This window comes from Pseudomonas eucalypticola (genome assembly GCF_013374995.1).
In the GTDB taxonomy this organism is placed as follows: Bacteria; Pseudomonadota; Gammaproteobacteria; order Pseudomonadales; family Pseudomonadaceae; genus Aquipseudomonas; species Aquipseudomonas eucalypticola.
On sequence record NZ_CP056030.1, the window covers coordinates 5,878,388 to 5,902,949 of the forward strand.

Here is a 24,562-nt window from a genome sequence, read left to right on the forward strand (position 1 = left end):
ATGACTGACACCAAGGCAATGTCCCCCGCCGAATTCGAGCAGGCCCTGCGGGCCAAGGGCGCCTACTACCACATCTACCACCCCTACCACGTGGCGATGTACGAAGGCCGCGCCACCCGCGAGCAGATCCAGGGCTGGGTGGCCAACCGGTTCTACTACCAGGTCAACATCCCCATGAAGGATGCGGCGATCCTGGCCAACTGCCCGGACCGCGAAGTGCGCCGCGAGTGGATTCAGCGGCTGCTGGACCACGATGGTGCTCCCGGCGAAGACGGCGGCATCGAAGCCTGGCTGCGCCTGGGCCAGGCCGTGGGGTTGGACCCCGACCAACTGCGCTCCCAGGAACTGGTGTTGCCCGGCGTACGCTTTGCCGTGGACGCCTACGTCAACTTCGCCCGGCGTGCCAGCTGGCAGGAGGCGGCCAGCAGCTCGCTGACCGAGCTGTTCGCCCCGCAGATCCACCAGTCGCGCCTGGACAGCTGGCCGCAGCACTACCCCTGGATCGACCCGGCCGGCTACGAATACTTCCGCACCCGCCTGGGCCAGGCCCGTCGAGATGTGGAACATGGCCTGGCCATTACCTTGCAGCACTACACCACGGCTGAAGGCCAGCAGCGCATGCTGGAGATTCTGCAGTTCAAACTGGACATCCTGTGGACCATGCTCGACGCCATGACCATGGCCTACGAGCTGAAACGTCCGCCCTACCACAGCGTTACCGACCAGCGTGTCTGGCACAAGGGGATCGCTTTATGAGTCTCGACCGCAACCTGACGCCCACGTGGCGCCCCGGCTATCGTTTCCAGTACGAGCCCGCGCAGAAAGGCCATGTGCTGCTCTATCCTGAAGGGATGATCAAGCTCAACGACAGCGCCAGCGCCATCGGCGGCCTGATCGATGGCCAGCGCAGCGTCGCCGCCATCATCGCCGAACTGGACAAGCAGTTCCCTGGCGTACCCGAGCTCGGTGACGATATCGAGCAATTCATGGAGGTCGCTCGTGCAGAGCACTGGATCGAACTTGCCTGAGCTGCCGGCCACGCCTGCGGTCGGCCTGCCCTTGTGGCTGCTGGCCGAGCTGACCTACCGCTGCCCGTTGCAGTGCCCGTACTGCTCCAACCCCCTGGACTTCGCGGCCCAGGGCAAGGAACTGACGACCGAGCAATGGTTCAAGGTATTTCGTGAAGCCCGGGAAATGGGCGCTGCGCAAATAGGTTTCTCCGGCGGCGAACCGCTGGTGCGCCAGGACCTCGCCGAGCTGATCCGCGAGGCCCGCCAGCTGGGGTTCTACACCAACCTGATTACCTCGGGCATTGGCCTGACCGAACAGAAAATCGCCGACTTCAAGACGGCTGGCCTGGATCATATCCAGATCAGCTTCCAGGCCAGCGACGAACAGGTGAACAACCTGCTGGCCGGTTCGAAGAAAGCTTTCAAGCAGAAGCTTGAAATGGCCCGCGCCGTGAAAGCCCATGGCTACCCCATGGTGCTGAACTTCGTTACCCACCGGCACAACATCGACAAGATCGACCGCATCATCGAGCTGTGCATTGCCCTGGAAGCCGACTTCGTCGAGCTCGCCACCTGCCAGTTCTACGGCTGGGCCGAACTCAACCGCCTGGGCTTGCTGCCCACCAAGGAACAGCTGGTGCGGGCCGAACGCATCACCAATGAATACCGGGAAAAGCTGGCGGCCGAAGGTAACCCCTGCAAGCTGATCTTTGTCACCCCGGACTACTACGAGGAACGCCCCAAGGCCTGCATGAACGGCTGGGGCAGCATCTTCCTCACGGTGACCCCCGATGGTACCGCGCTGCCTTGTCATGGCGCACGGCAGATGCCGATCCAGTTCCCCAATGTGCGCGAGCACAGCATGCAGCACATCTGGTACGAGTCGTTCGGGTTCAACCGCTTCCGCGGCTATGACTGGATGCCCGAGCCGTGCCGCTCCTGCGACGAGAAAGAAAAGGACTTCGGTGGCTGTCGTTGCCAGGCATTCATGCTGACCGGCGATGCCAGTAATGCCGACCCTGTGTGCAGCAAATCCGCGGACCACGGGATCATTCTCAAGGCCCGCGAAGAATCCGAGACTGCCACTCAGACGATCGAACAACTGGCCTTCCGAAATGAACGAAACTCGAGAATCATCGCAAAAGCCTGACCTGTTCAGCGCCGCCCAGGCTGTGGCCGCCGGCACCGACTTCGCCGAACTGAAAGTCGGCCCCGCCGGCCTGTTCTGGAACGAATTCCGCCCCCAGGACGCCGCGTGCCGCATCTGGCACTGGCACGCCGGCCAGGCCCGCTGCCTGACGCCCGACGGCTTCAGCGTGCGCAGCCGGGTGTATGAATACGGTGGGGGTTCATTCTGCCTCGCAACGGGCGGGCTGGTGTTCGTCAATGAAAGCGACCAGCAGCTCTACACCCAGGCAACCGACGGCACGGCCCCGCGCCAGCTGACTGCCGGCCAGTACCGCTACGGCGATGTGCAGTCGGCCGGTGAGCGTGTCCTGGCTGTGGAGGAAAGTCACGAACCCGAGCAGGTAATGCACCGCCTGGTCAGCATCGCCTTGGCTGATGGCCAGCGCCAGGTGCTGGCCGAAGGCGCCGATTTCTATGCCTCCCCGACCTTGAGCGGCGATGGCCAGCGCCTGGCCTGGATCGAGTGGAGCCGGCCTCACCAACCCTGGACCAGCACCCGCCTGCTGACCGCGCGGCGGCTGGCGCCTGGCGAATGGAGCACCCCGCTTCAGGTGAACAGTGCCGCTGAGCAGTCACTGCAGCAGCCACGCTTCGATGCCCAGGGGCGTCTGCACTGCCTGTCCGATCTCGATGGCTACTGGCAACCGTGGGCCGAGACCGACCACGGCTGGGCCGCGTTGCCTGCATCGTCCGCTGACCATGCCGGCGCCCCGTGGCAACTGGGCGCGTGCACGTGGCTGCCACTTGCCGACGGGCACTGGCTGGCCACCTGGTTCGACGATGGTTTTGCGCGGCTGGGCATTTGCGCGCGTGACGGCAAGGTCGAGGACTACAGCGGTGAATACACCCGTTTCCGCAGCCTGGCGCTGGATGACAATAGCCTTTATGCCATAGCCGCCTCGGCCACTTGCCCGCCTGCCGTGATCGCCATCGACCGCCACAGCCGCCAGGCACGTATCCTGGCCGGTGGCGTGTTGCCGTTGCCCGCCGCGCAGGTCAGCCGCCCGCAACCGCTGCGCTATGCCAGCGGCGACGGCCATGCCCATGGTTTCTTCTACCCGGCCATGAACGGCGACAGCCAGCCACCGTTGGTCGTGTTCATCCACGGCGGTCCCACCTCTGCCTGCTACCCGGTGTTCGACCCGCGCATCCAGTACTGGGCCCAGCGCGGCTTCGCCGTGGCCGACCTCAACTACCGTGGCAGCAGCAGCCACGGCCGCGCTTACCGCCAGGCCCTGCACTTGCGCTGGGGTGAAGCCGACGTGGAAGACGCCTGCGCGGTGGTCCGCCACCTGGCGGATCGCGGCCTGATCAATCCCGACCAGGCGTTCATCCGCGGCGGCAGCGCGGGGGGCTACACCACCCTGTGCGCGCTGGCGTTCCACGATGTGTTCCGCGCAGGCGCCAGCCTGTATGGCGTCAGCGACCCGCTGGCGCTGGCCAAGGCCACCCACAAATTCGAAGGCGACTACCTGGACTGGCTGATCGGCGACCCGCAACGTGACGAAGCCCGCTATCGCGAGCGCACGCCGCTGTTCCACGCCAGCAACATCAAGGCCCCGGTCATCTTTTTCCAAGGCGAACTGGATGCCGTGGTGGTCCCCCAGCAAACGCGCGACATGCTCAAGGCTCTGCACGACAACGGCCTTCCGGCTGAAGCGCACTTCTACCCTGAAGAACGCCATGGCTTTCGCCAGGCAGCGAACCTGGCGCATGCCCTGGAACAGGAGTGGAAGTTTTACCGGCGGGTGATCGAAGCCTAGGGTCTGTATGAAATGTATTCCAGCGAAGCCCAGGCAAGGCGAAAACAGGCGAGGAAGCGGAGTTTACGTGTTGTAAATGAGCATTCCGAGCCTGTTTTCACCGCAGCATGGCCGAGTTGGGATGCATTTCGTACAGAGCCTAGGGCAGGCGGTGCTCAGCCAATCTTCAAGGTCACGGGCTTGCCGATCCGGCTGAGCATATCGATGAGGCGGTTACCGTTTGGCGATGATGTAAACCGCATGCACGATTCCGGGGATGTAGCCGCACAGGGTCAGCAGGATGTTGAGCCAGAACGCCCCGCCAAAACCGACTTGCAGGAAAACGCCCAGCGGTGGCAACAGAATGGCGACGATGATGCGGATGAAGTCCATGGTACGGCTCCTGGAGATTGATACCTGATTGACATCACTGCTACCGAAGTCGTTCCACCGAATTCCAGCGTTGGCGGTGTGGGACTGGCGGGCCCCTTCCCGAGCTTCGCCCGGTCTCACAGGGTTGCCACGGTCCGCTGCTACGAGGGATTTATTGAGGGCAAAAGAAAACCCCGCCGAAGCGGGGTTTTTCAGACTGTATCCTGACATCCATTTCGGCCCACCGTCCTGTGGCGGGTTCCTTACGTGTCCGTGTTCTGCTTGGCGCTTCCTGCGCGACGTCCATGGAGCAATATTACCCATGGATCCGACCTGCCGGTATCGCCGAACGCCACCGCGCAATGTAGGAAATTGCTTACATTCTAGAACTGCTCCGCATCGAGCAGAAACAGCGATTCACTGCCCGCCTTCACCGCCGTGGTCAACGAGTGGATGCGCGGCAACAGCCGGGCGAAATAGAAGCGCGCGGTACCCAGTTTGCTGGCATAAAAGTCTTCCTGCCCCTCCTTGCCCAGCGCAGCCTTGGCCATCAGCGCCCACATGTACGCGTAGGCGGTGTAACCGAACACATGCAGATACTCCACCGACGCCGCGCCAATTTCGTTGGGGTCATTCTTGACCCTGTCCAGCAGCCAGGCAGTGAGCTCATCCAGGTTCGTCAGCGCGGCGTCGAGCGGCTGGGTGAATTCGCCCAGGGCAGGTGCCGCGGTCTTGATGAAGTGACGAATCTCATCGGCGAACAGCTGATAGAACGCGCCGCCACTGCCGATGACCTTGCGCCCCACCAGGTCCAGCGCCTGGATACCATTGGTACCTTCGTAGATCTGGGTAATGCGCACGTCGCGCACCAGCTGCTCCTGGCCCCATTCACGAATGAAGCCGTGGCCGCCGAACACCTGCTGGCCATGCACAGCCGTTTCCAGGCCCAGGTCGGTCAGAAATGCCTTGGCCACCGGGGTCAACAGTGCCACCAGATCCTCGGCGCGCTTGCGGGTGGCGGGGTCTTCGCTGTACTTGGCGGTGTCGAGTTGCAGGGCCACGTAAGTGGAGAATGCCCGCCCCCCCTCGTTGCAGGCCTTCATGGTCAGCAGCATGCGGCGCACGTCCGGGTGCACGATGATCGGGTCGGCGACCTTGTCCTTGGCCTTGGGGCCGGTGGGCGAGCGGCTCTGCAGGCGGTCGCGCGCGTATTCGACCGCGTTCTGGTACGAGCGCTCGGCCGAGGCCAGGCCTTGGATACCGACCCCCAGGCGCTCGTAATTCATCATGGTGAACATGGCTGCCAGGCCCTTGTTCGGCTCGCCCACCAGGTAACCCACGGCGGCGTCGAAGTTCATCACGCAGGTGGCGGAGGCCTGGATGCCCATTTTGTGCTCGATGGAGCCGCAGCTCACGATGTTGCGCGCCCCCAGGCTGCCGTCGGCATTGACCATGAACTTGGGGACCAGGAACAGCGAAATGCCCTTTGGCCCGGCTGGCGCGTCCGGCAGCTTGGCCAGCACCAGGTGGATAATGTTTTCGGTGAGGTCATGCTCGCCGCCGGTAATGAAGATCTTGGTACCGCTGACTTTGTAGCTGCCGTCGGCCTGGGGCTCGGCCTTGGTGCGGATGATGCCCAGGTCGGTACCGGCGTGGGCTTCGGTCAGGCACATGGAGCCTGCCCAGGTACCGGCGTACATGTTGGGCAGGTAAATGGCCTTGAGTTCTTCGCTGGCATGGGCATTGAGCGACAGGCACGCGCCGGCCGTCAGCATCGGGTACAGGCCGAACGCCAGGCTGCTGGAGTTGACCATTTCCTCCACTTGGGCAGATACAGCCTTGGGCATGCCCATGCCGCCATAGTGCGGGTCGCCGCCCACCCCAACCCAGCCGCCTTCGGCGTAGGTCTGGTAGGCCTGAGGGAAACCTTGCGGGGTAGTCACCACGGTGTCTTTCCAGTGGCAGCCTTCCTCGTCCGAGGCGCGGTTCAGGGGCGCGATGCTGCGGCTGGTGACCTTGCCCGCCTCTTCGAGGATCGCCTCGACCGTCTCGGCGTCGACCACTTCGGCCAGGGCCGGCAGCTGCGCCCACAGGCTGGCGACATCGAAAACTTCATTGAGGACGAAGCGCATATCGCGCAGGGGCGCTTTGTAGTCAGCCATGGCAACCTCGCAAAAAGGAGTGGGGACAGAGGAGAAATCCAGTGTACCCCAACAACTTTTGCGACACATAGGGTCGTCATGTGACTGAAGAGTCATAACTGGTCACCCGCGAAATGTCATCAGGCGGCAGCGTTGCGCACTGCACCCCTGCGATTCTGGCCGTAGCCCATCACGCAGTTACGCCCCGCGCCCTTGGCGCTATACAGCGCTTCGTCGGCCGATTTGAGCACTTGCTCCGGGGTGCGGTGGTCCACCAACCGCTCGGCGACCCCAATGCTGATGGTCACCGACACGGCGGAGGCCCCAGGCCCTGAGCGGCGCTGGCGGCCCTGCTTGTCATCCTGGGGGCGGTTCTCGGGGTTGCGCAGCTGTATGGAGTAGTTGGCGATGACCTCGCGGATGGCTTCCAGGTGCGGCATGCACTCTTCCATGGTCTTGCCGGCAAACACCAGGGCGAACTCCTCCCCCCCATAGCGGTAGGCGCGCCCGCCACCGGTGACCTTGCCCAGCTTGCTGGCCACCAGGCGCAGCACCTGGTCTCCTACGTCGTGCCCATGGGTGTCGTTGAATTTCTTGAAATGGTCGACGTCGGTCATCGCCAGCACATAGTTGCGCCCCAGGCGCTGCATGCGCTCGTTCAGCGCACGGCGCCCGGGCAGGCCGGTGAGCTCGTCACGGAAGGCCATCTGGTAAGCCTCGTGGGCCACCGCCGCGGCAATCATCAGCATTACCTGGCTGCACATGATGTTCAGGGTAAAAGGCAGGATGAATGTCTTGGGCAGCATCCAGAACAGGCCTGTCAAACCCACCACCTGCGCCGCGTGAAGCGGCCGCGGTTCTCGCAGGTATTGCACCACCAGCAGCAGGAAGGCCAGAAAGAACATCGGGTAGGCCAACTGGATCAGGCTCATCCACTGGCCGTGCAAAGACGGCCAACGTATCTCCGCCAGCCAGTTGAGCAACGGCACCGGGAAACTCTGTTCAAGGCCCAGCGCGGTGCTGCCCACCGCCAGCAGCACCGCGAAGCGGGCCACCATGTCCTGAAACAGGTGCGTGCGCTCCTGCCAGGCGCCGAACAAGCCGAACAGCACCGGCAACAGCAGGCAGCACAGATGGAACACCACAGCGGCATCTTCACGCACCCGGCCGTTGTCGCGGTAGAAGTCGGTCTGGGTGTCCAGCAGGAAATAGGCGATGTACACCGTGACCATCAGAAACAGCTCGCGCTGGCGGCGGTAGACCGCACAGTAGGCGCCGCCGAGCAGCAGCACCAAGGTGGGCAGCACGTTGAACAGAGAGGTGAAGAAGACGTTCAGGTCTCTTACGTAGGCAGCCGCCAACCCCGCGAGCAATAACAGCAGCGACGGCAGGAAATGGCTGATTCGAAAAGCGGATAAACGCAGCAAAAGGGTGGGGTCCGATACGATGGCAAGGTCATGGCATTGTGCCTGCAACTGTATCGGCCATTGTTACGAATGCTTAATGATTAAACTCGATTTATTGGCGCCAATTAATCATTTCTTCCATGAAAAAACCGCTACCCGAGGGCAGCGGTTTTTTTAGCGCAGCGGCAAACCTCAGTAGCTGAGGCCGAAGTGCTCTTCGTTCATGTCCATCAGGTTGTTGGCACCCGACAGAATGGCCGCCACGTGGGTGCGGGTACGCGGCAGGATGCGCTGGAAGTAGAAGCGCGCGGTCTGCAGTTTGGCAGTGTAGAATGCCTCTTCGCTGGTACCAGCCGCCAGCTTCTCGGCCGCCAGGCGCGCCATGTCGGCCCAGAAGTAGGCCAGGCAGGCGTAGCCGGAGTACATCAGGTAGTCCACCGAGGCAGCACCCACTTCCTCACGGTCCTTCATGGCCGCCATGCCGATCTTCATGGTCAGCTCGCCCCACTCTTTGTTCAACTGGGCCAGTGGCGTCACGAATTCATTGACCGCTTCCTGGCCTTCGTTGGCCTGGCAGAACTTGTGGACGATCTTGGTGAAGCCCTTCAGTGCCTCGCCCTGGGTCATCAGCACCTTGCGACCCAGCAGGTCCAGGGCCTGGATGCCGGTGGTGCCTTCGTACAGCATGGAGATGCGGCTGTCGCGAACGTTCTGCTCCATGCCCCACTCGGCGATGAAGCCGTGGCCGCCATAGATCTGCACACCGTGGTTGGCGGCTTCGAAGCCCACTTCGGTCATGAAGGCCTTGGCGATCGGGGTCATGAAGGCCAGCAGCGCGTCGGCCTTTTTCTTCTCTTCTTCGTCGGTGCCGTACTTGACGATATCCACCTGCTTGGCAGTGAAGTAGACCATGGCGCGAGTACCTTCGGCGAAGGCTTTCATGGTCAGCAGCATGCGGCGTACATCGGGGTGCACGATGATCGGGTCGGCAGCCTTGTCGGGCGCTTTCGGACCGGTCAGCGAACGCATCTGCAGGCGGTCGCGGGCGTATTTCAAGCCACCCTGGAACGCCACCTCGGCATGGGCCAGGCCTTGCAGCGCGGTGCCCAGGCGAGCGGTGTTCATGAAGGTGAACATGCAGTTCAGGCCCTTGTTCGCCGGGCCGATCAGAAAGCCGGTGGCGGCGTCGAAGTTCATCACGCAGGTGGCGTTGCCGTGAATGCCCATCTTGTGTTCGATGGAGCCGCAGGTCACTGCGTTGCGCTCGCCCAGGCTGCCATCGGCATTGGGTACGAACTTGGGCACGATGAACAGCGAAATGCCCTTGGTGCCAGCCGGTGCGTCAGGCAGGCGAGCCAGCACGATATGGATGATGTTGTCGGCCATGTCGTGTTCACCGGCCGAGATGAAGATCTTGGTGCCAGTGACTTTGTAGGAGCCATCGGCCTGGGGCTCGGCCTTGGTACGCAGCATGCCCAGGTCGGTACCGCAGTGCGGCTCGGTCAGGCACATGGTGCCGGTCCATTCACCGGACACCAGCTTGGTCAGGTAGGCGTTCTGCTGTTCGGGCGTGCCGTGCTCGGAAATGGTGTTCATCGCACCATGGGACAGGCCGGGGTACATGCCCCACGACCAGTTGGCCTCGCCGACCATTTCGCTCACCGCCAGGCCCAGCGATTCGGGCAGGCCCTGGCCGCCATGGGCAGCGTCGTGGGCCAGGCTTGGCCAGCCGCCTTCGACGAACTGCTTGTAGGCGGCCTTGAAGCCGGTCGGCGTCTTCACGCCCGACTCGCTCCAGGTGCAGCCCTCGGTGTCACCCACCCTGTTCAACGGCGCCAGCACCTGCTCACAAAACTTCGCGCCTTCCTCGAGAATGGCGTCGACCATGTCCGGGGTAGCGTCCTGGCAAGCCGGCAGGCTTTGATAGTGCGCTTCATAACCAAGCAGTTCGTCACGTACGAAGCGAATATCACGCAAGGGGGCCTTGTAGTCAGGCATAGCGATAAACCTCTGCTGATGAAACAGGAATGTGTGACCGCAACAGGCCAACTCGCGATTGTCGGCTCTCTGTCAAACAGGTGTTTGAAACATACGTTTACGCTGAAAAGTTGTCAAGCGTCGTTCACCCCAGACTACACCCGGTGTGCGACGAATGCGCGCAGGCGAACGCGCCACACGCCAGTAAAGGTGTGGTGAATAGGGAAGGATCAGCAAGCGAAGGGGAGGTAATGACCGCTGGAGGGCGCCGTGTGGGAGCTGGCTTGCCAGCTCCGGAAAATCAGGCGTAGGTGTCGATCAGGGTGCCGAGGGTTTCGTTGGCGGCTTGGGTCACTTTCAGCCCGGCTTCGACTTCCAGTTTGCCTTGGGTCAGTTCCACGGCGCTGCCAGCCAGGTCTTGTTGGCTGCGGTCTACCGACAGCACCTGCTGGGCCTGCAGGTTGGTGGACTGGTTGCTCACCGCCGGGCGGTCCACCGAGTTGCTGGCAATCTGGCTGGCGGCCTGGTCGACACGATTGAGGCCATTCTGCACGGCGCTCAGGCCTGCGTAATAGGCGCTGCCCCCTGAGATTTGCATGGTCGAGCTCCGAAGGACGGATAGGTAATGGCCATTATTGAAGCAGAACGTGTCAAGAAATACACGTCAAAAACCCTAATGGCACATTGCCTATTCCATAGCCAAAGCTAATCCAGCAGGTCCAGCTGCAGGTGTTCGGCGACCATCGCTGCGGAGATACCCTTGAGCCGCGGCACCCGGCCCAGGCAAGGCGCGGGCAGGCATTCGGCCAGGGTTGCGAGGTTTTCTTCAAGCCGGGACGTGCGCCCGTCGATGACGTTGGCCACCCACCCGGCCAGTTGCAGCCCGTCCCGGGCAATGGCCTCGGCGGTGAGCAGCGCGTGGTTGATGCAGCCAAGCCGCACGCCCACCACCAGAATCACCGGCAGTTTCAGGGCCATGGCCAGGTCGGACAAGTTGGCCTGCCCGGACAGCGGCACGCGCCAGCCACCCGCCCCCTCGATCAGGGTGAAGTCCGCCCCGTGAGCCAGAATATCGCGCATCGGCGCCAGCAAGCCGGGTACGCTCAGTGCCACGCCCGCTTCACGAGCCGCCAGGTGCGGGGCAATGGGCGGTTCGAAGGCGACCGGGTTGACCTGCTCGTAAGGCAACTGCAGTGAGCTTTCAGCGATCAATGCCAGGGCATCGGCATTACGCAAGCCCCGGGGCGTTAGCTCGCAACCGGAAGCGACCGGCTTGGCCCCCAGAGTGCTGAGGCCGTTCAGGCGCGCTGCATGCAACAGGCCGGCGGCGATCGTGGTCTTGCCGACATCGGTATCGGTGCCGGCGATAAAGTAGGCTCGCCCCATCTCAGTTCCCTCCCTCCAGCGGTTTGCGCAGTACCGCGTAGACCACTTGATAAGTGGCCGGCAAGCCTCGCGGCTGGCGGAATTGCTCGTAAGCCTGCAACAACCCGGTCATGCGTGCGCGCCCGGTCAACCCGCCCGGGCGGCCCGGGTTGAGGTTGTGCGCACCCAATGCCTTGAGTTCATGGGTCAACCCACGCACATCAGGGTAGTACAACACATGAGGAAGCTGTTCCAGGCCCAGCACATCCAGGCCGCTACCATCACACAGGCGCTGGTAATCCTCGAAATGCCGGAAGCGGTTGACGTGAACCATGCCGTCCACGGCTTGCCAGCTTTCGCGCAATTCGCGCAGGGTGCCCACGCACAGGCTGGCGAATGCCATGACCCCACCCGGCCGCAGGCAGCGCTGGCCTTCGGCAAGCACGGCGGCGAAGTCACTGCACCATTGCACCGCCAGGCTGGAAAACAGCAGGTCCAGGCTCTCTGCCTGCAACGGCAGGTGCTCGGCATCCCCGGCTACGTAAGCCTGGGCACCGCCCAAGGGCCGGGCATGCTGGAGCATGCCCTCGGCAATGTCCACGGCCACCCCGTAGGCACCTGGCCAGGCCGCGGCCAGGGTACGGCTGAAGTAACCGGTGCCACTGCCCAGGTCGACCCAGGTACGGGGTTGCAACCCATGGGGCAGGCGCGCGACAAGGGCGTTGCCCACCGCACGCTGCAGTTCGGCGACGCTGTCATAGGTGGCTGCGGCACGGGAGAAGGAAGCCGCCACCTGACGCTTGTCCGGCAAGTGGCCGGGCAACGGTGGCGTGGAAAGATCAGTCATCGGGAGACTCGTGCAGAAAGGCCTGGATGGCAGCCGCCAGTTCGTGGGGGTCTTCCAGGGGAAAAGCGTGGCTGGCCGCTTCAATGAGGCCAACTTCGACATCTGGAAGCAGCGCCAGTACATCCGCAGCCGCCTCTACAGGCACCAGTGCATCGGCGCCCGCATACAGGTGCAATTGCGGACCGCTGAACCCCTGCAAGGCAGGGCGAATGTCCAACTGCGCCAGCAATTGCAAACCTTCCAGCAATGCCTCAGGGGACGCAACTGGCGCACCGGCCGTCAGTAGCTTGGCCAGCGCCCGAGGGTCTTGCGCAGCACCCTGGGCGCACAACAGACTGAAGCGCTTCAACGTCGCCTGTGGACTGTTCGTACAACCTTCCAGGAAGGCGGCGAAGGTTTCACGCTGCATCGCGTTCGGCCAATGGTCCCGGGCCACGAAGCAAGGATTGCTGGCCAGGGTAACCAACCCGCAACAGTGCTCGCCCCGACGCGCAGCCAACTCAGCGGCCAGCATGCCGCCCAGTGACCAGCCACCCAGCCAGCAGTCCGTCGGCAGGCGGGCATCCAGTGCATCGAGCCAGGCGTCCAAGTCGCTGTTGCCTGGCTCGGGCAGCGGCTCGATCTGTACCTGCAGGCGCGGGTCCAGCCCGCGCAGTGCTTCGGCCAAGGGTTGCAGCGGCGCCGGGCCCATGGCCCAGCCCGGCAGCAGGATCAGGCGGTCACGCATCGCACGGCTCCAACAGCGGATAACAATCGGCCAATGCAGACAACAATAGCTGCACCTGCGCTTCACTGTGGGCGGCCGACAAGGTCACGCGCAAGCGCGCGCTGCCCGCAGGCACCGTGGGTGGTCGGATGGCGGTCACCATCAGGCCGCGCTCGCGCAGCATCTGCGACAGGCGCACGGCACGGGCAGCGTCGCCGATCAGGATCGGCTGGATGGGTGTAAAGCTGTCCATCAGTTGCAGCCCGATCCGTTCGGCTCCCTGGCGAAACTGACGAATGAGGTTCGCCAAGTGCTCACGACGCCAGTGCTCGCTGCGCAGCAGCTCCAGGCTCTTGAGCGTGGCGCAGGCCAGCGCCGGGGGCTGGCTGGTGGTGTAGATGTAGGGCCGGGCAAACTGCACCAGCGCCTCGATCAAGTCGTCACTGCCCGCCACGAACGCCCCAGCCGTGCCGAACGCCTTGCCCAGTGTGCCCACCAGCACCGGCACATCCTCCATGCCCAGGCCATAGTGCTCGACAATGCCCGCGCCGTTGGCGCCCAGGGGGCCGAAGCCGTGAGCGTCGTCCACCATCAGCCACGCGCCCTTCGCCCGGGCAACCCTGGCCAGGGCCGGCAGGTCGGCGATATCACCGTCCATGCTGAATACCCCGTCGGTCACCACCAGCGTGTTGCCGGTGGCTTTCTCCAGGCGGTTCGCCAGGCTGGCCGCGTCGTTATGCAGGTAGCGGTTGAAACGCGCACCGCTGAGCAGCCCCGCATCCAGCAGCGAAGCATGGTTGAGCCGGTCTTGCAGCACGGTGTCGCCCTGCCCCACCAGTGCGGTGACCGCGGCGATGTTGGCCATGTAGCCTGTGGAAAACAGCAACGCCCTGGGGCGCCCGGTCAACTCGGCCAGGGCCAGCTCCAGCTCGTGGTGCGGGCCGCTATGGCCTACCACCAGATGCGAGGCGCCCCCGCCCACGCCCCAACGCTCGGCGCCGGCACGCCAGGCGGCGACCACGTCGGGGTGGTTGGCCAGGCCCAGGTAATCGTTATTACAGAAGGCCAGCAAGGGCTGGCCATCGACCACTACCTGCGGCCCCTGGGGGCTTTGCAGTAATGGCCGCTGACGGTAGAGGTCGGCGGCGCGGCGTTCAGCCAGCCGCGCGCTGAGGTCGAAAGCCATCGGCGCTTACGCCGACGCGGCGTCGTAGAACAGCTCGCTGCTCTTCTGCTCGACCAGCGCCTGTTCGATGGCTGCCTGGTGCACCTCGTCGGCGTGCTCTTCGCGGGCTTCGGGCTTGATGCCAAGGCGGCCAAACAAGGCCATGTCCTTGTCCGCCTGAGGGTTGGCGGTGGTCAACAGCTTGTCGCCGTAGAAAATCGAGTTGGCGCCAGCGAGGAAAGCCAGGGCCTGCATCTGCTCGTTCATGGCCTCGCGACCCGCGGACAGGCGCACATGGGATTGCGGCATCAGAATGCGGGCCACCGCCAGCATGCGGATGAAATCGAACGGGTCGACGTCTTCGGCGTTTTCCAGCGGGGTGCCGGCCACCTTGACCAGCATGTTGATAGGCACCGACTCCGGGTGTTCAGGCAGGTTGGCCAGCTGGATCAGCAGCCCGGCGCGGTCATCCAGCGACTCGCCCATGCCCAGGATACCCCCCGAACAGATCTTCATGCCTGCGTCGCGCACGTAGGCCAGCGTCTGCAAGCGCTCGCTGTAGGTGCGAGTGGTAATGATGCTGCCGTAGAACTCCGGCGAGGTGTCCAGGTTGTGGTTGTAGTAGTCCAGCCCGGCTTCGGCCAGGGCGGCGGTCTGCTCCTGGTCCAGCTTGCCCAGGGTCATGCAGGTTTCCAGGCCCATGGCCTTCACGCCGGCAACCATCTTCAGCACGTAGGGCATGTCCTTGGCCGACGGATGCTTCCACGCCGCGCCCATGCAGAACCGGGTGGAACCGATGGCCTTGGCGCGCGCGGCCTCTTCCAGCACCTTCTGCACTTCCATCAGCTTTTCTTTTTCAAGGCCGGTGTTGTAGTGGCCCGACTGCGGGCAGTACTTGCAGTCTTCCGGGCAGGCGCCGGTCTTGATCGACAGCAGGGTCGACACCTGCACGCGGTTGGCATCGAAATGCGCCCGGTGCACGGTCTGGGCCTGGAACAGCAGGTCGTTGAAAGGCTGGGTGAACAGGGCCTTGACCTCGGGCAGGGTCCAGTCGTGACGAAGCGTTGCAGTTGTGCTGGCGCTCATGGGCGATTCCTTGGTTATGCTGGGGCTTGCGCCGGGACAAGGGAAATGTCCACAAGCGCGACACGGTTAAACGGCATATTTAAGGAAGACGCATGCACTGTCAACCAGGTCACGGAAGGCTGGTTTACAACTGGCTAAAAAACAATCAATCGTGCTTGTTGTGCGATGAGCAAGCGGATCAACCCTACCCGCTGTGCCACGCCTGTGAAACGGAGCTCCCCTGGCTGCACGAACGGTGCCTGTGCTGCGCGCTGCCATTGCCGATCGAAGGCATGTTGTGCAAAGCGTGCGTGCGGCGCCGGCCTCCGTTCCACCAGGTGGAGGTGCCATGGCACTACGGGTTTCCGGTGGACAGCCTGATCAGCCGCTTCAAGCACCAGGCACGCTGGCCATTGGGGCGCCTGTTGGCCGTGCTGCTGGGGCACTGGCTGCAGCAGCGGTTCGACGATGGCCTGGCACGCCCTGACTGCCTGCTGCCGGTGCCCATGGGCCGCAAACGTCTGCGCCAGAGGGGGTTCAACCAGGCGGCGATGCTGGCGAGCTGGCTAGGGCCGCAATTGAAGCTGACAGTGGATGAACAGCTGATACTGCGCCCCCATGAGACCCGCGCCCAGCAGGAACTGGGCGCACGGCAGCGCCAGCGCAACCTGCTGCAAGCCTTCACCCTGTGCCCCCGGCCTCGGGTTCAGGGCCGCCATTTCGCCTTGGTGGATGACGTGATGACCACCGGCGCCACGGCCAGGGCCCTGGCGAACCTGCTGCTGCGGGCGGGCGCCAGCAGGGTGGACGTCTATTGCCTGGCGCGCACGCCCAAACCGGGCAGTTCTTGACTTGACGGGCCACCGGGTTCAACGTCGTGCGCACTACAATATTGTCCGAAAAGCGCCCCAGCCATGCCCTTGCCCAGCCTGCTCACCCAGCACATCGCCCGTCGCCCCCAACGCATCACCCTGTTGCAGCACATCGCTGAACAGGGCTCCATCACCCGCGCCGCCAAGGCCGCCGGGCTCAGCTACAAGGGAGCCTGGGATGCCATCGACGAACTGAACAACCTGGCCCACAAGCCACTGGTGGAGCGCGCAGTGGGTGGCAAGGGCGGCGGTGGCGCACGGTTGTCAGAGGAAGGCCAGCGCGTATTGCGCCTGTACCAGCGTTTGCAGGCCCTGCAGGCCCAGGTACTGGAAGCTGCCGAGGACGTCAGTGACCTGGACCTGCTCAGCCGTCTGATGTTGCGCACCAGTGCCCGCAACCAGTTGCAGGGCACGGTGTGCGGTATCACGGCCCAGGGCCGCAATGACTTGATAGACCTGGACTTGGGTGCGGGGCTGTCCCTGAGCGCGCAAATCACCCATGAAAGCACCGACAACCTGGAGCTGGCCGCCGGCGTTCAGGTACTGGCGTTGATCAAGGCCGGCTGGTTGCGTCTGCACGACGCTGCCGGCCCGGTGCCCACGGGTGAAAACGGTCTGGTGGGGCGCGTAGAGCAAGTGATCGAAGACCCGCACGGCCCCACCGAGGTGCGCGTAGGCCTGGCCAATGGGCAGACGCTGTGCGCGCTGGAGGACGCGGCGCGGGTGGAAGACCTGGGGCTGGCCGCGGGCAAGGACGTATTGGTGTCGTTCGCGCCTGGGTTCGTATTGCTGGGGACACCCCTCTGACGCTGCCGAGCCCTGCAGGGTTGTTGCGAGATATGTACTGCAACACGTCTGTCATACCCCCTCCCTAGCGTGATCCCCCTGACCCGCAGGGAGCCTGATCGATGCACCTATTACAAGACCAAGAACCCACCGACCTCGAACGCCTTACCGGCCTGGCCCGCCGCGGTTTTCTCGGCGCTGGCGCCCTGGGCGGCGCTGCGCTGTTCCTGGGCGGCAGCCTGCTCAGCCGCAGCGTCAACGCCGCCTTCAGCAGCAGCCCACTGATGGGCTTCGCCGGCATTCCCGCCGCCACCGCCGACAGTCTCAGCCTGCCGCCCGGCTACAGGGCGTCGGTATTGATCAGTTGGGGGCAGCCGCTGCACGCCGACGGCCCCGCGTTCGACGCCAGCGGCCACGGCAGTGCCACTGACCAGGAACAGCAATTCGGCGACAACAATGACGGCATGAGCCTGTTCCCCTTCAAGGACGACCCCGACCGCGCCCTGCTGGCGATCAACAACGAATACACCAACTATCGCTACCTGTACGCCCACGGCGGCCGGCCGCAGTCACCCGAGGAGGTGCGCAAGGCCCTGGCCAGTGAAGGGGTATCGGTGATCGAGGTGAGTCGCCACAACGGCCATTGGCAGTTCGTTCAGGGCTCGCCCTACAATCGGCGCATACACGGCAACTCGCCCATTACCTTCAGCGGGCCCGCCGCTGGCGACGCACTGCTGCGCACTGCCGCCGACCCTGAAGGCCACCATGTGCTGGGGACGTTCCAGAACTGCGCCAACGGCAAGACGCCTTGGGGCACCTACCTGACCTGCGAAGAAAACTTCAGCGACTGTTTCGGCAGCAGCAATGCCAGCCAGGCATTCAATGCCGCGCAGAAACGCTACGGCGCCAGCGCCACCAGCAAGGAGGTCGATTGGCACCCTCACGACCTGCGGTTCGACATGGCTCATAACCCCAACGAATTCAACCGCCACGGCTGGATTGTCGAAATAGACCCCTTCGACCCGACGTCCACCCCGGTCAAGCGCACCGCCCTGGGCCGTTTCAAGCACGAAAACGCGGCCCTGGCGCAAACCACCGACGGCCGCGCGGTGGTGTATATGGGCGACGACGAACGCGGCGAGTTCATCTACCGCTTCGTCAGCCGCGACCGCATAGCCAGTGGCCAACGCGACCTGCTGGACCACGGCACGCTGTACGTTGCCCGCTTCGAGCCCGGCCCCGAGCACAAGGGCAGCGGCCAGTGGCTGGAGCTCAGCCACGGCCAGCACGGCCTGGACGCAGGCAACGGATTCGCCAGCCAGGCCGACGTACTGATTCACGCGCGAGTGGCGGCCAGCCACCGCCAGGCCACGCGCATGGACCGCCCCGAATGGATAGTGGTGAGCCCTCTGGATGGCCAGGTGTACTGCACCCTGACCAACAACACCAAGCGTGGCGAGGACGGCCAGCCGGTGGGCGGCCCCAACCCACGGGCAAAGAACGTCTACGGGCAAATCCTGCGCTGGCGCCCCGCAGGCGACGACCACGGCGCAGTGAATTTCGAGTGGGACCTGTTTGCCGTGGCTGGCAACCCCGCCGCCCACCCCGGCAAACCCGAGGCTGGCTCCGCCAACATCACGCCTCGGAACATGTTCAACAGCCCTGACGGGCTGGGCTTCGATGACGCCGGGCGGCTGTGGATACTCACCGACGGCGACGTCAGCAATCAGGGTGATTTCGCCGGCATGGGCAACAACCAGATGCTCTGCGCCGACCCCGACAGCGGCGAGATCCGCCGCTTCATGGTCGGCCCGGTGGGCTGCGAGGTCACGGGCATCAGCTTCGCCCCGGACCAGCGCACCTTGTTCGTCGGCATCCAGCACCCCGGGGAGAACGGCGGCTCCACCTTCCCCGAACACCTGCCAGGCGGGAAGCCGCGCTCTTCGGTGATGGCCATCACCCGCGACGATGGGGGTGTGATCGGCGCCTGAGAACCGACGCCCACCCGCCGCGTCTGTTACCATGATTGGCCGGACGCGGCCGCCTGCCGCACGCAGGAGTCAGCATGTCTCACCCGTTTGAAACCCTCACCCCCGACCTGGTGCTGGACGCCGTGGAAAGCATCGGTTTCCTCAGCGATGCGCGCGTATTGGCGCTCAACAGCTACGAGAACCGCGTGTACCAGGTGGGCATCGAGGACGGCCAGCCGCTGATCGCCAAATTCTACCGCCCGGACCGCTGGACCGACGCCGCCATCCTGGAAGAGCACAGCTTCACCGCTGAACTGGCCGACTGCGAAGTGCCGGTGGTCGCCCCCATGGTTCACGAAGGCCGTACCCTGTTCGAACACCAGGGTTTTCGCTTCACCTTGTTCCCCCGCCGCGGCGGCCGCGCGCCAGAGCCGGGCAACCTGGACCAGTTATACCGCCTGGGCCAGTTGCTGGGCCGCCTGCACGCCGTGGGCGCTACCCGTCCGTTCGAGCACCGCGAAGCGCTGGGTGTGAAGAACTTCGGCCAGGATTCGCTGAATTTCCTGCTGGAAGGCAACTTCGTCCCGCGCAGCCTGCTGCCGGCCTACGAGTCGGTGGCGCGCGACCTGCTCAAGCGCGTAGAGGAGGTGTACCGCGACACCCCGCACCAGAACATCCGCATGCATGGCGACTGCCACCCCGGCAACATGATGTGCCGCGACGAAGTGTTCCACATCGTCGACCTCGATGACTGCCGCATGGGCCCGGCGGTTCAGGACCTGTGGATGATGCTGGCGGGCGACCGCCAGGAATGCCTGGGCCAACTGTCGGAACTGATGGACGGCTACAGCGAATTCCACGACTTCGACCCGCGTGAACTGGCGTTGATCGAACCGCTGCGCGCCCTGCGCCTGATGCACTACAGTGCATGGCTGGCCCGGCGCTGGGACGACCCGGCGTTCCCGCGCAGCTTCCCCTGGTTCGGTTCCGAGCGGTACTGGGGCGACCAGGTGCTGGCGCTGCGCGAACAACTCGCCGCCCTCAATGAAGAGCCGCTCAAACTGTTTTAGCGGCAGCTTCGAGCGGCAGCCTGAGGCTACTCCAAACCCCCAACCACGATCCGCTTTTACTGGCAGCTTGACGTTCAAAGCTGCCCTTAGGACATAGCATGCAAGCCGCCAACCCGCGCCGCGGGTATCTGCTAGGCCTGACCGCCTACATCTGCTGGGGATTGTTCCCGCTCTACTTCAAGGCCATCGAGGCCGTGCCCGCCGTCGAGATCATCGTCAGCCGCGTGTTGTGGTCGGCGCTGTTCGGCAGCCTGCTGCTGGCCGCCTGGAAGCACCCTGGCTGGTTCCGCCAATTGCGCGACAACCCGCGGCGCCTGGCCATCCTGGCCGGCAGCGGGACGCTGATCGCCGCCAACTGGCTGATCTACGTGTGGGCGGTGAACAACGGGCGCATGGTGGAAGCCAGCCTGGGCTACTACATCAACCCGTTGGTCAATGTGCTGTTGGGCATGCTGGTTTTGGGTGAACGCCTGCGCCGCCTGCAGTGGCTGGCCGTGGGCCTGGCCGCCGTGGGCGTCGCCCAGCAGATCTGGCAGGTCGGGAGCGTGCCATGGGTATCGCTGGCCCTGGCCTTGACCTTCGGCTTCTATGGCTTGATCCGCAAGCAGGCACCCGTGGCAGCGCTGCCCGGGTTGGTGGTGGAAACCTGGCTGCTGGTGCCCTTGGCGCTGATCTGGCTGGCCTTTAACCCAGGCGCCAACAGTGCCCAGCCCGACTTCTGGCTGACTACGGACGGCCTGTGGTTGCTGGCCGCCGGGCCTATCACCCTGGTACCGCTGGTGAGTTTCAACGCGGCCGCCCGCCACCTGCCCTACACCACCCTGGGCTTCCTGCAATACCTGGCGCCTACCCTGGTGCTGCTACTGGCGGTGTTCAAATACCATGAACCGCTGTCGGCCAACGCGCTGGTGGCGTTCGCCTTCATCTGGGCAGGCCTGCTGATCTACAGCATCGATGCAGTGGTGAATTTGCGCCGAAAAGCCTGATCAGAAAACGATCAAACCTCTGCAGGCCACGGTTCTCGTGGCCTGCAACGGACTACCCCAAGGTTATCCACAGCACCATCCCCGCCGTTTGTGCACAAGCCCCTGAATTTGCTCGTTTTTTAGCCAACGCCTGGAGAAGCCCGGCCCGCCGTCGTCTGCGCGGTGTTCCCCCAGCTTATCCACAGGCAGGTGCAAGATAAAGATGAACAACTTTTACGGCTCGGTGCGCAGCACCAGCTCTACCATCAGGTCGTCCGCCAGGGTCTCCAGGCTGGCCTGCAACTGCTCAAGCGAAAGGGTCAGGGGTAGGCCCAGCACTGCCTCGGCATGAAACAGTAGCTCACTGCTCATGGGTGCCGGGCGCACACCGGTGGTCAGGCGCTCCACGTTCACGCCTTCCTGCGCCAGCAACCGACTGATGTCGCGCACGATACCCGGGCGGTCATTGCCCACCAGTTCCATGGCGATAGGTTTCCAGGTGCAACTGGGCGACGCCCCGCTGTCGGCGATCATCACCCTGATGCCCTCGGCTGCCAGCCCTTGCAGCGCGTCCACCAGTTCGGCCTGGCGCTGCGGGGGCACCGCCACCTGGAGGATCCCGGCGAACTGGCCGGCCATCCGCGACAGTCGGCTTTCCAGCCAGTTGCCATTGTGGTCAGCCACGCACTGGGCTATCCGTTCGACCAGGCCGGGCTTGTCGGGGGCGAAAACGGTCAATACTAAGTGGTCCACGGTGCCACGCCTCCTGTTGTGAGCCCAAGCAGTATAGGCAAGGGCCAAGGTGCGCGTAGGTAGCAGAAGGATGAAAATCTGTGTACGTTTTTTAGATTTATCTGGAACAATTGTCCGTAGTTTTGAGAACATACGATTCGTAGCGTGACTGGCAGCGCAAAAATGGTCGCGGAGCGACGTATTTAGTCTGATTTTCACAACTCCATGGCATCATGTAGTATGCCGCAGCACGGACTACATAACGCCAGAACGAGGTCTGCCGAGGCGCCTGAGAGAAGCGCTACAGGCTTAAATACAAGAGCTGAATAGCTGAGCAGAGTGAGGCAAGCAATGACTGAACACGTTCAAGTCGGTGGCCTTCAGGTCGCCAAAGTCCTGTTCGACTTCGTGAACAACGAAGCCATTCCCGGAACCGGCCTCGACGCCGACCAGTTCTGGGCCGGGGCTGAAAAGATCATCAACGACCTCGCTCCAAAGAACAAAGCCCTGCTGGCCAAGCGTGACGCCCTGCAAGCCAAGATCGACGGCTGGCACCAGGCGCGTCAGGGCCAGGCTCACGACGCCTCGACTTACAAGGCCTTCCTGCAGGAAATCGGTTATCTGCTGCCAGAAGCGGCAGACTTCCAGGCCACGACGCAAAACGTCGACGAAGAAATTGCCCACATGGCCGGCCCGCAACTGGTGGTGCCGGTGATGAATGCGCGCTTTGCCCTCAACGCCTCCAACGCCCGCTGGGGGTCGCTGTACGATGCCCTGTACGGCACCGACGCCATCAGCGAAGAAGAGGGCGCCGAGAAAGGCAAAGGCTACAACAAGGTTCGCGGCGACAAGGTCATTGCCTTCGCCCGCGCCTTCCTGGACGAAGCCACGCCCCTGGCGGCCGGCTCTCACGTTGACTCCACCGCCTACAAGATCGTCGACGGCAAGCTGGTGGTCACCCTGAAGGGTGGCAGCAACAGCGGCCTGCGCGATGACGCACAACTGGTGGGCTACCAGGGCGACGCGGCAGCCCCCACCGCCATCCTGCTGAAGAACAACGGCCTGCACTTCGAAATCCAGGTCGATGCCCAGAGCCCGGTCGGCCAGACCGACGCCGCCGGGGTCAAGGACCTGCTGATGGAAGCGGCCCTGACCACCATCATGGACTGCGAAGATTCGGTCGCGGCCGTCGACGCCGATGACAAGGTGGTGATCTACCGCAACTGGCTGGGCCTGATGAAAGGCGATCTGGCCGAGGAAGTGTCCAAGGGCGGCAGCACCTTCACCCGTACCATGAACCCCGACCGCCACTACACCGCCCCCAACGGCGGCGAACTGAGCCTGCACGGGCGTTCGCTGCTGTTCGTGCGCAACGTCGGCCACCTGATGACCATCGACGCCATTCTCGATGCACAAGGCAACGAAGTGCCCGAAGGCATCCTCGACGGCCTGCTCACCAGTCTGGCGGCGATTCACAGCCTCAACGGCAACACCCGCCGCAAGAACACCCGCACCGGTTCGGTGTACATCGTCAAACCGAAGATGCACGGCCCGGAAGAGGCCGCTTTCACCAACGAACTGTTCGGGCGTATCGAAGAAGTCCTTGGCCTGACGCGCAACACCCTCAAGGTCGGCATCATGGACGAGGAGCGCCGCACCACGGTGAACCTCAAGGCCTGCATTCAAGCCGCCAGCGAGCGCGTGGTGTTCATCAACACCGGTTTCCTTGACCGTACCGGTGACGAGATCCACACCTCCATGGAAGCCGGCGCCGTGGTGCGCAAGGCGGCCATGAAGGCCGAGAAATGGATCGGCGCCTACGAAAACTCCAACGTCGACATCGGCCTGAAGACCGGCCTGCAAGGCCGTGCGCAGATCGGCAAGGGCATGTGGGCCATGCCCGACCTGATGGCGGCCATGCTCGAACAGAAGATCGCCCACCCACTGGCCGGTGCCAATACCGCCTGGGTACCTTCGCCTACTGCCGCAGCACTGCACGCGCTGCACTACCACAAGGTGGACGTGTTCGCGCGCCAGGCGGAACTGGCCAAGCGCGCACCGGCATCGGTGGATGACATCCTCACCATTCCGCTGGCCAAGGACACGAACTGGTCGGCCGAGGAAATCCAGAATGAACTGGACAACAACAGCCAGGGCATTCTCGGTTACGTGGTGCGCTGGATCGATCAGGGCGTGGGGTGCTCAAAGGTGCCGGATATCCACGACGTGGGCCTGATGGAAGACCGCGCCACCCTGCGTATTTCCAGCCAGCTGCTGGCCAACTGGCTGCGCCATGGCATCGCCACTCAAGCGCAGATCCTGGAGAGCCTCAAGCGCATGGCACCGGTGGTGGACCGCCAGAACGCCAACGACCCGCTGTACCGCCCGTTGGCCCCGGACTTCGACAGCAACATCGCCTTCCAGGCAGCGGTGGAATTGGTGATCGAAGGTGCCAGGCAGCCTAACGGCTACACCGAGCCGGTACTGCACCGCAAACGCCGGGAGTTCAAGGCCCGCAACGGGTTGTAATTCCGCTGCAGCGGCCTCGCGGCCGCTTGCCATGCCTGTGGGAGCTGGCGTGCCAGCGGGTTTTTCGAAGGGTGAAAAGCTCGCTGGCTTGCCGCTGCTACTCCAGCCCCAACTCCTTCCTGGCCAACTTCACCAACTGCTCGGTATCAATCGGCTTGAGCAGAAAGTCCACCACGCTCAGGTGCATGGCCGCGATCGCGTCCTTCACCCCTGCGTCCCCCGACATGATGACAATGGGCAGCGCCGCGCGGTCGGATTCGCGCACCTTGCGGATCAGGTCCAGCCCGGTGTCCGGCGCCATGCGCAGGTCGGTGACCAACAGGCCGATGGCCTTGTTGGACGCCAGCAACTGCAACGCCTCGACAGCACTGCCTGCGGTAAGGCAGGTAATACCCTGCAAGGTCAAAATCTCGGCGAGTAGCTCCCGCGACGCCTTGTCGTCATCGACAATCAATGCCTGCTGCGCCGGCAGATCAGGCACCTGCATCACCGCACTGAGTGCCTCGCGCTCGGCATCGCTCAAAATATCGTGATCGGACATATGCCTCTCGTCATAGGGAAAACCAGATGCACCCATCTGGTTGAGACCGCAGACGAATGGCTTTACCGGTGCACTTCGTCGGGTCATCACGTGAAGAAGAGCATGATGTCTAG

General features: G+C 63.7%; 22 protein-coding genes. 10 read left to right on the forward strand and 12 right to left on the reverse strand.

What is annotated here, in order from left to right:
- Genes pqqC through HWQ56_RS26405 form a run of 4 tightly spaced genes read left to right on the forward strand, consistent with a single transcriptional unit; the run spans window position 1 to window position 3,961 of the window.
- The gene (gene pqqC / locus HWQ56_RS26390; protein WP_176572112.1) at window positions 1-756 is read left to right on the forward strand and encodes a pyrroloquinoline-quinone synthase PqqC; all 756 of its coding nucleotides are present in this window, start codon (window positions 1-3) and stop codon (window positions 754-756) included.
- Window positions 753-1,028, forward strand: coding sequence for a pyrroloquinoline quinone biosynthesis peptide chaperone PqqD (pqqD, locus tag HWQ56_RS26395; protein ID WP_158154977.1), 276 nt, complete (start codon window positions 753-755; stop codon window positions 1,026-1,028). Before pqqC ends, pqqD begins: the two co-directional genes overlap by 4 nt.
- The gene (gene pqqE, locus HWQ56_RS26400; protein ID WP_158154979.1) at window positions 1,000-2,160 is read left to right on the forward strand and encodes a pyrroloquinoline quinone biosynthesis protein PqqE; all 1,161 of its coding nucleotides are present in this window, start codon (window positions 1,000-1,002) and stop codon (window positions 2,158-2,160) included. Before pqqD ends, pqqE begins: the two co-directional genes overlap by 29 nt.
- Window positions 2,126-3,961: a S9 family peptidase gene (locus tag HWQ56_RS26405; RefSeq protein WP_176572113.1), complete on the forward strand. Its 1,836-nt coding sequence runs from the start codon at window positions 2,126-2,128 to the stop codon at window positions 3,959-3,961. Before pqqE ends, HWQ56_RS26405 begins: the two co-directional genes overlap by 35 nt.
- A 213-nt stretch (window positions 3,962-4,174) precedes the next feature.
- Here HWQ56_RS26405 and HWQ56_RS26410 read toward each other — a convergent pair whose 3' ends face one another.
- From HWQ56_RS26410 to bioB, 10 genes are all read right to left on the reverse strand, one after another.
- Window positions 4,175-4,333: a YqaE/Pmp3 family membrane protein gene (locus HWQ56_RS26410; protein ID WP_008365129.1), complete on the reverse strand. Its 159-nt coding sequence runs from the start codon at window positions 4,331-4,333 to the stop codon at window positions 4,175-4,177.
- Window positions 4,334-4,695: 362 nt separating this feature from the next.
- Window positions 4,696-6,474 (reverse strand): acyl-CoA dehydrogenase C-terminal domain-containing protein, encoded by a 1,779-nt coding sequence (locus HWQ56_RS26415; RefSeq protein WP_176572114.1) that lies wholly within the window; start codon window positions 6,472-6,474, stop codon window positions 4,696-4,698.
- A gap of 119 nt (window positions 6,475-6,593) precedes the next feature.
- Window positions 6,594-7,880, reverse strand: a complete 1,287-nt coding sequence (locus HWQ56_RS26420) for a GGDEF domain-containing protein (protein ID WP_158158148.1) — start codon at window positions 7,878-7,880, stop codon at window positions 6,594-6,596.
- Between the two features lie 171 nt (window positions 7,881-8,051).
- Window positions 8,052-9,857, reverse strand: a complete 1,806-nt coding sequence (locus HWQ56_RS26425) for a phenylacyl-CoA dehydrogenase (protein ID WP_176572115.1) — start codon at window positions 9,855-9,857, stop codon at window positions 8,052-8,054.
- A gap of 280 nt (window positions 9,858-10,137) precedes the next feature.
- Window positions 10,138-10,434, reverse strand: a complete 297-nt coding sequence (locus HWQ56_RS26430; protein WP_158158146.1) for a pyrroloquinoline quinone biosynthesis protein PqqE — start codon at window positions 10,432-10,434, stop codon at window positions 10,138-10,140.
- A gap of 107 nt (window positions 10,435-10,541) precedes the next feature.
- Window positions 10,542-11,222: a dethiobiotin synthase gene (gene bioD, locus HWQ56_RS26435; RefSeq protein ID WP_158158145.1), complete on the reverse strand. Its 681-nt coding sequence runs from the start codon at window positions 11,220-11,222 to the stop codon at window positions 10,542-10,544.
- Window position 11,223: 1 nt separating this feature from the next.
- Window positions 11,224-12,048, reverse strand: coding sequence for a malonyl-ACP O-methyltransferase BioC (gene bioC / locus HWQ56_RS26440; RefSeq protein ID WP_158158144.1), 825 nt, complete (start codon window positions 12,046-12,048; stop codon window positions 11,224-11,226).
- The gene (locus HWQ56_RS26445; RefSeq protein WP_176572116.1) at window positions 12,041-12,775 is read right to left on the reverse strand and encodes an alpha/beta fold hydrolase; all 735 of its coding nucleotides are present in this window, start codon (window positions 12,773-12,775) and stop codon (window positions 12,041-12,043) included. Before HWQ56_RS26445 ends, bioC begins: the two co-directional genes overlap by 8 nt.
- A complete protein-coding gene (bioF, locus tag HWQ56_RS26450; protein WP_176572117.1) occupies window positions 12,768-13,940 on the reverse strand; it encodes an 8-amino-7-oxononanoate synthase in 1,173 nt (390 codons plus the stop codon). Before bioF ends, HWQ56_RS26445 begins: the two co-directional genes overlap by 8 nt.
- Before the next feature lie 6 nt (window positions 13,941-13,946).
- Window positions 13,947-15,005 (reverse strand): biotin synthase BioB, encoded by a 1,059-nt coding sequence (gene bioB, locus HWQ56_RS26455; RefSeq protein ID WP_176572118.1) that lies wholly within the window; start codon window positions 15,003-15,005, stop codon window positions 13,947-13,949.
- Window positions 15,006-15,097: 92 nt separating this feature from the next.
- Between bioB and HWQ56_RS26460 the strand changes: the two genes are divergently transcribed.
- The 5 genes from HWQ56_RS26460 (at window position 15,098) to rarD (ending at window position 20,668) form a co-directional block, all read left to right on the forward strand.
- Window positions 15,098-15,835, forward strand: a complete 738-nt coding sequence (locus HWQ56_RS26460) for a ComFC family protein (RefSeq protein ID WP_176572119.1) — start codon at window positions 15,098-15,100, stop codon at window positions 15,833-15,835.
- A 63-nt stretch (window positions 15,836-15,898) separates the two neighbouring features.
- Window positions 15,899-16,663, forward strand: a complete 765-nt coding sequence (locus tag HWQ56_RS26465; protein ID WP_176572120.1) for a TOBE domain-containing protein — start codon at window positions 15,899-15,901, stop codon at window positions 16,661-16,663.
- Between the two features lie 101 nt (window positions 16,664-16,764).
- Window positions 16,765-18,633 carry a PhoX family protein gene (locus tag HWQ56_RS26470; RefSeq protein ID WP_176572121.1) on the forward strand — a complete coding sequence of 623 codons (1,869 nt, stop codon included), beginning with the start codon at window positions 16,765-16,767 and terminating at the stop codon, window positions 18,631-18,633.
- A gap of 74 nt (window positions 18,634-18,707) precedes the next feature.
- Window positions 18,708-19,682 (forward strand): serine/threonine protein kinase, encoded by a 975-nt coding sequence (locus HWQ56_RS26475; protein WP_158158137.1) that lies wholly within the window; start codon window positions 18,708-18,710, stop codon window positions 19,680-19,682.
- A gap of 98 nt (window positions 19,683-19,780) precedes the next feature.
- Entirely contained in the window at window positions 19,781-20,668 is an 888-nt protein-coding gene (rarD, locus tag HWQ56_RS26480; RefSeq protein WP_158158136.1) for an EamA family transporter RarD, read from the forward strand.
- Window positions 20,669-20,881: 213 nt separating this feature from the next.
- On the opposite strand, the gene HWQ56_RS26485 is transcribed toward rarD, so the two are convergent.
- Window positions 20,882-21,400, reverse strand: a complete 519-nt coding sequence (locus HWQ56_RS26485) for a glycine cleavage system transcriptional repressor (RefSeq protein WP_176572122.1) — start codon at window positions 21,398-21,400, stop codon at window positions 20,882-20,884.
- 330 nt (window positions 21,401-21,730) lie between these two features.
- On the opposite strand from HWQ56_RS26485, the gene HWQ56_RS26490 reads away from it, so the two are divergent.
- Window positions 21,731-23,908, forward strand: a complete 2,178-nt coding sequence (locus tag HWQ56_RS26490; protein WP_176572123.1) for a malate synthase G — start codon at window positions 21,731-21,733, stop codon at window positions 23,906-23,908.
- 97 nt (window positions 23,909-24,005) lie between these two features.
- On the opposite strand, the gene HWQ56_RS26495 is transcribed toward HWQ56_RS26490, so the two are convergent.
- The gene (locus HWQ56_RS26495) at window positions 24,006-24,449 is read right to left on the reverse strand and encodes a response regulator (protein ID WP_176572124.1); all 444 of its coding nucleotides are present in this window, start codon (window positions 24,447-24,449) and stop codon (window positions 24,006-24,008) included.
- Window positions 24,450-24,562: the final 113 nt, after the last annotated feature.

Bases quoted from the DNA above. Each gene is read 5' to 3' on its own strand.
- pqqC (WP_176572112.1), top strand. From the start codon at position 1: ATGACTGACACCAAGGCAATGTCCCCCGCCGAATTCGAGCAGGCCCTG.
- pqqD (WP_158154977.1), top strand. From the start codon at position 753: ATGAGTCTCGACCGCAACCTGACGCCCACGTGGCGCCCCGGCTATCGT.
- HWQ56_RS26405 (WP_176572113.1), top strand. From the start codon at position 2,126: ATGAACGAAACTCGAGAATCATCGCAAAAGCCTGACCTGTTCAGCGCC.
- HWQ56_RS26410 (WP_008365129.1), bottom strand. From the start codon at position 4,333: ATGGACTTCATCCGCATCATCGTCGCCATTCTGTTGCCACCGCTGGGC.
- HWQ56_RS26415 (WP_176572114.1), bottom strand. From the start codon at position 6,474: ATGGCTGACTACAAAGCGCCCCTGCGCGATATGCGCTTCGTCCTCAAT.
- HWQ56_RS26425 (WP_176572115.1), bottom strand. From the start codon at position 9,857: ATGCCTGACTACAAGGCCCCCTTGCGTGATATTCGCTTCGTACGTGAC.
- HWQ56_RS26430 (WP_158158146.1), bottom strand. From the start codon at position 10,434: ATGCAAATCTCAGGGGGCAGCGCCTATTACGCAGGCCTGAGCGCCGTG.
- bioD (WP_158158145.1), bottom strand. From the start codon at position 11,222: ATGGGGCGAGCCTACTTTATCGCCGGCACCGATACCGATGTCGGCAAG.
- bioC (WP_158158144.1), bottom strand. From the start codon at position 12,048: ATGACTGATCTTTCCACGCCACCGTTGCCCGGCCACTTGCCGGACAAG.
- HWQ56_RS26445 (WP_176572116.1), bottom strand. From the start codon at position 12,775: ATGCGTGACCGCCTGATCCTGCTGCCGGGCTGGGCCATGGGCCCGGCG.
- bioF (WP_176572117.1), bottom strand. From the start codon at position 13,940: ATGGCTTTCGACCTCAGCGCGCGGCTGGCTGAACGCCGCGCCGCCGAC.
- bioB (WP_176572118.1), bottom strand. From the start codon at position 15,005: ATGAGCGCCAGCACAACTGCAACGCTTCGTCACGACTGGACCCTGCCC.
- HWQ56_RS26460 (WP_176572119.1), top strand. From the start codon at position 15,098: ATGCACTGTCAACCAGGTCACGGAAGGCTGGTTTACAACTGGCTAAAA.
- HWQ56_RS26465 (WP_176572120.1), top strand. From the start codon at position 15,899: ATGCCCTTGCCCAGCCTGCTCACCCAGCACATCGCCCGTCGCCCCCAA.
- HWQ56_RS26470 (WP_176572121.1), top strand. From the start codon at position 16,765: ATGCACCTATTACAAGACCAAGAACCCACCGACCTCGAACGCCTTACC.
- HWQ56_RS26475 (WP_158158137.1), top strand. From the start codon at position 18,708: ATGTCTCACCCGTTTGAAACCCTCACCCCCGACCTGGTGCTGGACGCC.
- rarD (WP_158158136.1), top strand. From the start codon at position 19,781: ATGCAAGCCGCCAACCCGCGCCGCGGGTATCTGCTAGGCCTGACCGCC.
- HWQ56_RS26490 (WP_176572123.1), top strand. From the start codon at position 21,731: ATGACTGAACACGTTCAAGTCGGTGGCCTTCAGGTCGCCAAAGTCCTG.
- HWQ56_RS26495 (WP_176572124.1), bottom strand. From the start codon at position 24,449: ATGTCCGATCACGATATTTTGAGCGATGCCGAGCGCGAGGCACTCAGT.